Origin of the sequence: Mycobacterium zoologicum (genome assembly GCF_020181635.2) — a bacterium.
Taxonomy (GTDB): Bacteria; Actinomycetota; Actinomycetes; order Mycobacteriales; family Mycobacteriaceae; genus Mycobacterium; species Mycobacterium zoologicum.
This window is the reverse complement of record NZ_JAYJJS010000050.1, coordinates 1-9166: the sequence shown is the minus strand read 5'-3', so window position 1 is coordinate 9166 and position 9166 is coordinate 1. Positions and strand designations below refer to the sequence as shown.

7 protein-coding genes are annotated in these 9166 nt (G+C 59.5%); 4 read left to right on the top strand and 3 right to left on the bottom strand.

All coding sequences use genetic code 11. From position 1 onward, the window contains the following. Positions 1-244: 244 nt before the first annotated feature. Positions 245-2461: a CgeB family protein gene (locus tag K6T84_RS23245; RefSeq protein ID WP_329786925.1), complete on the bottom strand. Its 2217-nt coding sequence runs from the start codon at positions 2459-2461 to the stop codon at positions 245-247. A gap of 260 nt (positions 2462-2721) precedes the next feature. On the opposite strand from K6T84_RS23245, the gene K6T84_RS23240 reads away from it, so the two are divergent. The 3 genes from K6T84_RS23240 to K6T84_RS23230 all read left to right on the top strand — a co-directional run bounded on the left by K6T84_RS23240 (position 2722) and on the right by K6T84_RS23230 (position 5792). Beyond that, positions 2722-4047: a sulfotransferase gene (locus K6T84_RS23240; RefSeq protein ID WP_329786924.1), complete on the top strand. Its 1326-nt coding sequence runs from the start codon at positions 2722-2724 to the stop codon at positions 4045-4047. Between the two features lie 354 nt (positions 4048-4401). Further along, positions 4402-4581, top strand: coding sequence for a hypothetical protein (locus tag K6T84_RS23235; protein ID WP_329786923.1), 180 nt, complete (start codon positions 4402-4404; stop codon positions 4579-4581). A gap of 425 nt (positions 4582-5006) precedes the next feature. Then, positions 5007-5792, top strand: a complete 786-nt coding sequence (locus K6T84_RS23230) for a class I SAM-dependent methyltransferase (RefSeq protein WP_329786922.1) — start codon at positions 5007-5009, stop codon at positions 5790-5792. 71 nt (positions 5793-5863) lie between these two features. Here K6T84_RS23230 and K6T84_RS23225 read toward each other — a convergent pair whose 3' ends face one another. Both K6T84_RS23225 and K6T84_RS23220 read right to left on the bottom strand, forming a co-directional pair. Further along, positions 5864-6856 carry a sulfotransferase gene (locus K6T84_RS23225; protein WP_329786921.1) on the bottom strand — a complete coding sequence of 331 codons (993 nt, stop codon included), beginning with the start codon at positions 6854-6856 and terminating at the stop codon, positions 5864-5866. A gap of 184 nt (positions 6857-7040) precedes the next feature. Next, positions 7041-8357 carry an ISL3 family transposase gene (locus K6T84_RS23220; protein WP_329786920.1) on the bottom strand — a complete coding sequence of 439 codons (1317 nt, stop codon included), beginning with the start codon at positions 8355-8357 and terminating at the stop codon, positions 7041-7043. Positions 8358-8577: 220 nt separating this feature from the next. Between K6T84_RS23220 and K6T84_RS23215 the strand changes: the two genes are divergently transcribed. Then, positions 8578-9087, top strand: coding sequence for an IS30 family transposase (locus K6T84_RS23215; protein ID WP_456341110.1), 510 nt, complete (start codon positions 8578-8580; stop codon positions 9085-9087). The last annotated feature ends 79 nt before the right edge of the window (positions 9088-9166 follow it).

Genomic DNA, 9166 nt, shown 5'->3' with positions numbered 1-9166 from the left:
CTGACCGCCATCACGGAAGCAAGTTAACCGTGTCCACCTTTTCGGGGGAACCCCAGAAGGATCATCGGTGCCCATGATTCGCGTTAGCGCGTACTGACAGCTCCGCGGCGCGTCGTGGTGTTGAGGCACTGAGATATTTGAGCTTGCAATCACGGCACCGAAGCGGAGTCGGGCCCCATCCGGACGCAGTTGCGTCTAGTACCTGCGACGAGGAGCTCATTGGCGACATCTACGATCGAGGTGGCTACGGGCCGCTGCCATACGGATCCAAGCCTGAGATGCAGAGTACTTCGTCGAGGGTGGCGGTCTGTAGTGCGTTAGAGATCGCCCGTTGCTCAAGCTTGGCGATCGGATCCGTTTGGATGTTTTTGACGCCGCCGGCCTGGTCCAGGCGTGCGGTATCAAAGATCGCAGGGCCGCTGGCTACCACATCAGTGATTAAGTAGCGGCCGGCATCCGCTGCCCACCGCACAACCTCCTCGGCAGCGCTGGCGCCGGTCAGTTCGGCGGCGTCGGCAAAGTTGATGCCGACCTGGAATACCAGCGGTTCGGCGTCGAGTACCGCGGTCAGGCGGGTGATGTAGTTCTCGGGGGCAAAGAATTGCCAGTCTTGGCCCAGATGCAGCCAGAATCGGCTGTCGATATGAGCGCGGACTCGCTCAAGCTGAGCCCTGGGCCCGTCGCCGGATCTACGACGGGCGAACTCGAGGAACCCGTAACGTTTGCGCAGTTTCGCGCGGTCCGGGGCGGATAAGCCTGCATCCAGCACCACGAAGCGCCCGACGCGTGATACATCGAGGCAGCAGTTCAGGAAGGAGTTCAGTGCCTGTTCTGTGGTTTGGCGGTCCGGTCCGGCGACCAAGCTCACGGTGACCTCGGCATTACCGGGGTTTGCTACCACGGTCTGTATTAGACCGCCGGGGTAGCGCGCGGCCGCATCGATCATGGTCGGCACCGAAACGTCCCGGTTGGCTGCAATCCGCTGCCGATCAGGATCGGGGAGGTCGGGGCGGGCCAGCAGGCGCCGGGCCAGTGCGAATGCCTCGGTGTGCTTGCCGATCCAGGATGCACACACCGCCTGCTCATCGGCAGCGAGCCAAGAGTAGACCTTTTCGAATTCTCCGGGAACGAGGATATCTTCTTCCGGAAACGGGATTGCGGCAGCGCTCTCGGCAAATAGGTACGCGAACGTGTAGCGGTGATTGACGCGGTAGCGCACGGCGATGGCATGTAGTGGCTCGGCGCGAGTTGGTCGAAAGGTCCAGGCGCGCAAATAGGCATCTTCAACGTCGGGCCACGGCTCATCAAGATTCGACATCGTCTGCGCGAGCCGGTACATCGCGTAGTAGACCTCCTCGCCATCACCTCCCATCTTTATCCGCCGCGCGTACCACCAGCGCGCGGCGAGGAAATCCTCCAACTGAAGGCAGGTCTCGGCGAGGAATAAGACCGACCGTGCATCCTCGGGATTGCGTTCGACCTTGGCGAGCAACTCATCGCGTTCGAGCTCAGCCTTATGCCTGAGAAGGTTGCGGTTGCGGAACTGCTGATCTGTGCTGTGGTCTTCGCCTTCCAGGCGTGCATAAGCGTCTCGCGCAGTGGGGTGGTGGGTGGCATCTTCCAGAGTTATCGACAACGCTTGCTTCACGACGGCGACCTGATCGCGAGCGGAGAACAGCTCGTAACCTCGCTCGGCGAGCTCACGCCGCTCGTGTTCGTCGCTGAGCACCTGCACACACCGATCGACCAGGTCGTCGTAGTCGGCGAATGCGACCCCGGATCCTAGATCGCGCTCCAATGTCGGATCGGTACCGCTCTCGGAGACCACCACGCGCTTATTTGCGAGCAGATAGGAAACCCGCGCGATCTCGAAGATTTTTGCTTCCCAGTAGTGGACGTTCAGAACGATCTTCGAGCGTGCGATCCAGGCATCGCGGCTCGCGCCGAGAACGCCCGATAGCCATTTCACCCGCAGGCCCCGGTCGTGCAGGTCCTTGAGAACGGCGTATCGGCGTTCGCTGAGCACACCGTAGAATAGGACATCCACGTCCTCGGGGGCTGGGGCGATGCGTGTCAGCTCGGGGACATATCCGATTGGGACGTAGGTGGGTCGGGGCAATCCCATAGCACCGAGATACTCGATGTTGGCGTGACTATAATCCCAAATCGGGTAGCGTCTCAAAAGGTTGGTGAATTCAGGCATCGCCATCCACGGCGAATCATTGCCCAATTGTTCGAGGTTGTAGAAGATAGGCCTCTTCGGCGGCTCCAAGCCGTAGCAGACCATGTGGTTTCCACCCAACACGATGGTGCGACGTTCGTCGAGGTCGAGTCGGTTGGTTAACACCGAGTCATGACCAAGTGCCAGAAGTGCATGGTGCAGTGCCTCCGCGACCTCGCGAAATCCTCCGCCGATGGTCGGATTGCTGGGAGGTGTCACAACTGCGACGGCGAAAAGCATGGATCTAGCGTAGTGGAAGAGACGCGCTGCGTTAGAAAGAGGTGCGTTGCGTTAGGCGGACCGATCACCGACTAGCTCGTGTGCTGGGGTAGAGCTGCCTCACATGGCTTATTGACACCAGCACGTCTCAAATGGTCTCATGTTCCGAGTCAGTGGACATTGTTCGCGCTGGCTCGCAGACCTCCTAGAGCTGCGAAGGTGTTTGTCGGCAAGCCGCTAGCCGTGGCTGAACCCCCGACGAGGAGGGACGGGACTGCCGCATGGCGGTGCAGATATCTAGCGCCACCCTACTGGGCAGCGATGACCTGATCACCCATGCTTACCTCGACTATCCGCGGGCGGGCCCGGTCGACGGATATGTGTTCGACGCCTACGGCTGGGTCATAGGTAAGGAACCTGTCACTGAGGTGGAATTTGTTCACGAGGGAGTCGTGATTGCATGCTGCGACCTAAACGTTCAACGACCGGACGTGGCTCGAGCATTTGGCGGTTCCGCCCGCGTGGGTTTCTGGAAAGCAATCGGAACGGTCGGCCTCGCACCGACATTCACCATTAGGGTGCGAGCCGTCCTGCAAGACGGACGCCAACGCGAGATTGCGGAAATACGCGGCACGCAGCAGCTAACATCAGCCTTCACCTCCACCATGCAGCCGATCACAGTGATCAGTCCCGGCCGATCTGGCAGCAGTTTGCTAATGAGGATGCTCGCGGAGCACCCAGACGTCGTGGTTCATGAGCGGTTTCCCTATGAGCAACGTGTCTGCAGCTACTGGATGCATTTCGTGCAAGTGCTAGCTATGCCAGTGGATACCTCGCGGGCGGAATCGTTCGAGTTCTGGACGAATCGACGACAGCTACCTCCATTCCCTTCCTTCTTTCTCGATCCAGTTTTATTTGAGGACTCAGTGGGTGCAGCGGTCGACCGCTGGTACGCCTCCAATCAGGTCGAGGAGTTTGCACGCGTTGCGCAGGCTGCCGTCGAGTCGTTCTACCGCAGGTACGCTCGCCGGCGAAAAAGTACGGCACCGGCATTTTTCGCGGAGAAATTTGCCCCAGCAGATCACATCCGCTCGATAATCCGGCAGCTTTACCCGCGGACGCGGGAGATATTCCTCGTCCGAGAGCCAAGGGACACCTTGGCCTCTGTGCGGGCGTTCGATAATAAGAGGGGATTTGGCGAGTTCGCCGGCCAGTTGGCTGAAACGGATGAACAACTCGTCGACCTCATCCGCCGTAGCATACTGGATCTAACGCGACTTTGGAAAAGCAGATCCCGATATGGCGCACTTCTCCGTTATGAGGAACTTATACGTTCGCCTGCCGAACCGATCCATGCAATGCTCGAAGCTCTGGACCTCGATTCGTCGCCGAGTATTGTTGATGCAATGGCAAAAGCCGCGGATGAAATCACTACCGATGTCAATGCCCATCGAACATCGCCTGACGTCGCGTCATCGATCGGCCGGTGGCAGAGGGACCTTGAACCACGGGTCCAAAAGATGTGCGACGAAGCGTTTGGCGGATTACTCGACGAACTTGGTGGTAACTCGTTCCCTACAGGCATGTCCGAAAATCGGCGGATCTGAAGTTGGTCTGACCTGAGTTTGGACATTTCTAGTGCCCCGAGCTTGGCGCCGAGGTGAGTGTGGGGTTGACCCCTGATGGTGGACACCTGGGGTTCCCCCAATCGCAGCAATCCTTCAACGCCCCGACCCGGACAGACGACACCGCACCTACCCGCGCGTCACCGAACGAGCCGGCCGCCACAAGTTTGCGCGAAAAACCCTCGAACACAACAACATCAGACACCGAGGACCGCCAGAGGTTCGGCTCAGCCGCCGCCAAAATTTAACGGCATTGGCATCAAACCCGGGGCGATTCAGATCGCCATCACAAGCTCATCGCCGACTCGACGCACTCATCGCCCAATCGGAACCCGCATGAGCCAAAGCGCCCTACTCAGGGTCAAGGAAGTCTGCGCCGAACTGACCACCAAGGGCCATCCGATCACCTTCACCGCCGTCGCCGCACAGGCCCAGGTCAGCCGCGCCACCCTCTACCGCGACCAACAACTGCGCGCCATCGTCGATGAACACCGCACCCGGCAAACCGACGCCTGAACCCTGCCCGGCCTGGCCACCGAAGTCGCTCACCTTCGCACAGCCGTCGAAGCCCTCGCCGAAGGAGTCAAACGCCACGAAGAACAACTCCGCAAACTCGCCAAGCCACCACCCCGACGATGAACCATTCCGCACGAAATGCAGCTCCATCGGCTCCGATTAGTCGGGCAATCGTATGACAACGCCCTGGCCGAGTCCGTGATCGGGCGATATGCCGCCAGCGGAGCTGGAGGCCGCGCACTACGCTCAACAACCGACTTCGACACTCGCCGAGGCCTCAAAGTAGAAAGTGATGTACCCCGGGTTCTCCGGACACGCCGGGGTGGTTCAACACTGGGCATGCCGTTTCCGTTAATTGCGCCACGGCCGTACACCACCAGTACTCTGTATCGGGACCGTCCGGGTTAACACAGAAGGAGCTCAAAATGGAGCCTGATGCAGCATGCGACGTTGGCTTGGAAGGATCGCTCGATCTTCGAGTCGAAGAGCAGCTCGCACTTGCCGATCTGCTAGCGCCGAAATGGCCTGAGTTCTCACGGTCATGGTCCCGCTTCAACAACCCAACGAACGGCGTCTTCGAGCTGGCCGACGGGGCGGTGTACTATTCCATGCTGACAACCGTGCGACCGAAGCGCATTGTGGAGGTGGGGTCAGGCTTTTCGTCCGCCATTGCCCTCGACGTACGCGACCAGGAACTGCAAGATCTGCAACTCACCATTATCGATCCCAATCCAGCGCACCTTTACAGCCAACTCAACGAAAGTGACTACTCAGAGATCACGATACACAGAGATACCGTTCAAAACGCGCCTTTCCAATTGTTTGATGCCCTCCAGAAGGGGGATATCTTATTTATTGACAGCTCGCATGTACTTGGGAAGGAAAGTGATGTAAACCGAATATTTTTTCAAATTTTGCCCCGATTGCGGCCGGGCGTCATAGTGCACCTTCACGACATTTTCTATCCATTCGAATATCCCGACGCCTGGGCAGATTGGCCTTTCAATGAGATTTATCTGTTGCAGGCGTTCCTGAGCTACAATAATGTCTTCCAGATCATGTTTTTCAATAGTTGGTTCTGGCGTGAGTACCCTGATGTCGTTAGTCGTTATTTACCTGAGGCCGCTATAGACAAGCCGGGCAGCATCTGGCTACAGAAGGCGACATCGAAATGGCAATCACGGGCGCCGCAGCGAGCAAGGCCACGCTGACTTCAGGCGTTATACCGAACGACGACTACGGCACGCTCTGAAGAATTGCCACTGCCTGCAGTGGAATCGGTTTACGATGCTACATTGTAATGCTCATCCATGGTGTAGCCGAATTCCTCCATTTCATTTGCGCAATATTCGAGGAACGTCTCTGTCTGTTCTTGCGTCCATCCGGACTCGGCGAGCGACAACGTCTTGGAGGCGCTCCCCTTGTCGCTCTCCTCCGCGCCAGGAGTGCTCAGGACTTTGCAAGCGGCTTGAACCGCACTCTCATCCGCGTGCAGAAATGTGCACAACCTTCGAGCGATCCAGTCCGGTTGCTGAATCATGTCGCGCTGTTCGACCTCAATGAAACATTCGGGCGGCAACTGTGGCCGAATATTCCTCCACGCCGCCATGCTCCCCGCCCAGTCGGCGCACTGCTCCTCGAAGGGTCTATCCGGGAATTTCTTAATGCGAGACACTAAGTTCTCAATGCCACGCCGCTTAGCGAAAACAAAAACCGAGCTCGGCCATAGTTCTCGTAGGATTGGAATCGCCCAAATCATGTCCGAACTCGGCGTTTTGTCGAACCACGGCTGTTTCGGATTCGCGGCATCCGTCAACGGCCGAAACGTTTCGAAGAGACTGCGCTTCAGATCGCCCTTGTCGATGTGCCACAGCATGTCCCCTGTCTGAGGAAATTCTACATAGTGCTGATCCACTAAGGTATCAATACCGCGAAGCATAGTTAGAAAGTGCCCCTCTCCGAAACCATGGTAACCGATATTCCACAGCACATTGGCAAGTGCGCTGGTGCCCGAACGCGCGGACCCGACAACAAATAACGGAAAACGCATAGAACCATCTGGTTCGGCCAATCTTGAGCCATCCCGTTCTCGGTATGCAGACTTGACGCTATTCTTCGCTTGATATTCGCTGGAGTTATAGAACGCAGCAACAACAGTCGCCGGCGACGTCCCCGATTCTAAGGCCGTAACCCACTCTTGGAATTCTCCCTCAGACGGAACCCGCTTAAGTACCCGCCCGTAAAGCACCGTGATCAGATCTTCATTTCCGTTCAAGAATACCTCCAAAACTTAGTCGCAATTATAGCAATAATACTGGCTTGCCAGACGTCGGCGCGATAGCGTCCCGCGGAGTGGTGGACTTCGGATCTAACGTGGCTCACGCGTCGTGATCAACGAGTCCCCGGACACGCCGGGGGGATTCACCCCGCTGACGCATCCATAACCGGCTCTTCCCGATTCAGAGTGCGTTGATCCTGTCTTGAAGTTGGCCGGAGTGGATCAGGGATCGCAGGATGTAGTGGTTGAGGTTGCGGAATCCCAGGGCGATGCCGCGTAGGTGTTCCAGGCGGCCGTTGATGGCTTCGACGGGACCGTTGGAGATCCCGACGTCGAAGTAGGCCAGGACCTCACGGCGCCGCTTCCATAGGCTGCGACCCAGTTGCGCCAACTCCTCCAGCCCTTTTGGCAGTCCAGACCGGATTCTTTTGAGGCACTTGAACATCGCCAGCTTGCCCGCCCGCCGATCCGGGTTGGCATAGGCGCCGATCAGGTCCTGGTAGTAGGGGCCGGCGGTGACCTCCACCGCCGCATGCGCATCATGGGCCGCGAGGGCCTTGTCCAGCTTGGCCTTCTGCTTGGCGGTAAGCAGCTCGTTGCGGGTCAGGATGATTCGGCGGATTCCATAGAGCGGGTCACCGGTGCGGCCGCGATGCCCGCAGGTGTCCTGTTGGATGCGTTGGCGGCAGGCGGTGAGCTTGTCGGCGGCCCGGTGCACGACGTGGAACGGGTCCATCACCGCCTGCGCCGCCGGCAACGCTTCGGCGGTCGCGGTGCGGTAGCCGGCGAACCCATCCATCGCCACCACCTTGACCCGGCTGCGGAAGTTCGCATCCCTGTCAGCGAGCCAGGTCTTGAGCACAGCGGCTGACCTGCCGGCGACCATGTCCAGCAGCCGCGCCGCGCCGGTGCCGTCGATGACCGGGGTCAGATCGACCAGCACGGTCACGAGATCCGCCTCGCCCTGGCCGCGACAGTGCTTCCACTTGTGCTCATCGACGCCGAGGTAGCGCACCCCCTCGAGGTGGCCGGCGGTGTTGAAGACCAGTTCGCGAGTCAGTTCAGCCGCCATGGTGTTCACCGTCTCCCAGTTCAGGCCCAGGGTCTTGGCGATCGCCGACACCGACATCTTGTCGATCGCCAACCGCTGCAGAATCCAGCGGGCACACCGAACCGTGGTGGCGGCTTTCGGTGCGGCCACTCGGGTCATGCACTGCCGGAAGATCGCCACCGTGCAGTCGTCGGTGCCGCAGGTGAACCGCGGCACGCGCACCCGCAGCCGGGTCGGATGACCAACCACCGGCAGATCAGTCAGGACCCGCTCTACATGATCACGCAGGCGCCCAGGCTCACCGCATTTCGGGCAGGTGGGGTCGTGTTCGACCGGCCTGCAGTCGATCCAGGTGAGTTCGTCGGCGATCGCCGCGCCGGTGATCGTCACCCCCAACTCGACGGTTCGGCAGATGGTGTCAGCAACAAGGCACGTAGGCTCAGACATGGGTCCTGTGGGCGTGAGATTGGTGTGTAGGAGCTCCTATCGTCACACCCCAGGACCCGCCTACACTCCAACCTCACCCCTGTCACCGCCGCCCAGCTACGCACTCCCAATCGGGAAGAGCCCCATAACCAGCGACCGAGCGCAAATCTCAATGAGCAGCCAGGGCACCCCGGAAGGTCGGGCACATTCCCAGTAAGCGACCAAAGCGCAAGGAGACCTCATCCACACCCGACCCTCCCGGGCCAGCCTCAGTCTTACGGAGGGCGACCTCATCATCGGTGACAACCACCTCTCAGCGATTGGCACGCTGGTCGAACGCCAGACTCGACTGCTGCGGTTGGTGCACCTGCCGCGCGCCGATTCTGACTCGCTGCATGCCGCGCTGGTGGCCCGCATGCAGGACTTACCGGCGGGGCTGATGCGGTCGATCACCTGGCACCAAGGCACCGAGATGGCACGTCACCTCGCCACTACCAACAAGCTCGGTGCGCCGGTGTACTTCTGCGATACCAGATCGCCGTGGCAACGAGGCAGCAACGAGAACACGAACGGGCTGCTGCGGGACTACTTCCCCAAGGGCGTCACTCTCATCAACCACCCACCGGAGCATCTGAAAGCCGTCGAGGAAGAACTCAACAAGCGCCCCCGAATGGTCCTCCAAGACCGTTGCCCCGCCGACCTATTCACCGCGCTGCTAGCGTCACAGAGTCCGTCAGTGTTGCTACGTTGACTAGAACTCACCCCGTCGTCAACAAGTGCCCTGCGGCGGGCGTGCCGTGGTGAGGGGTCGCCGTGGCGCCACTTGTAGA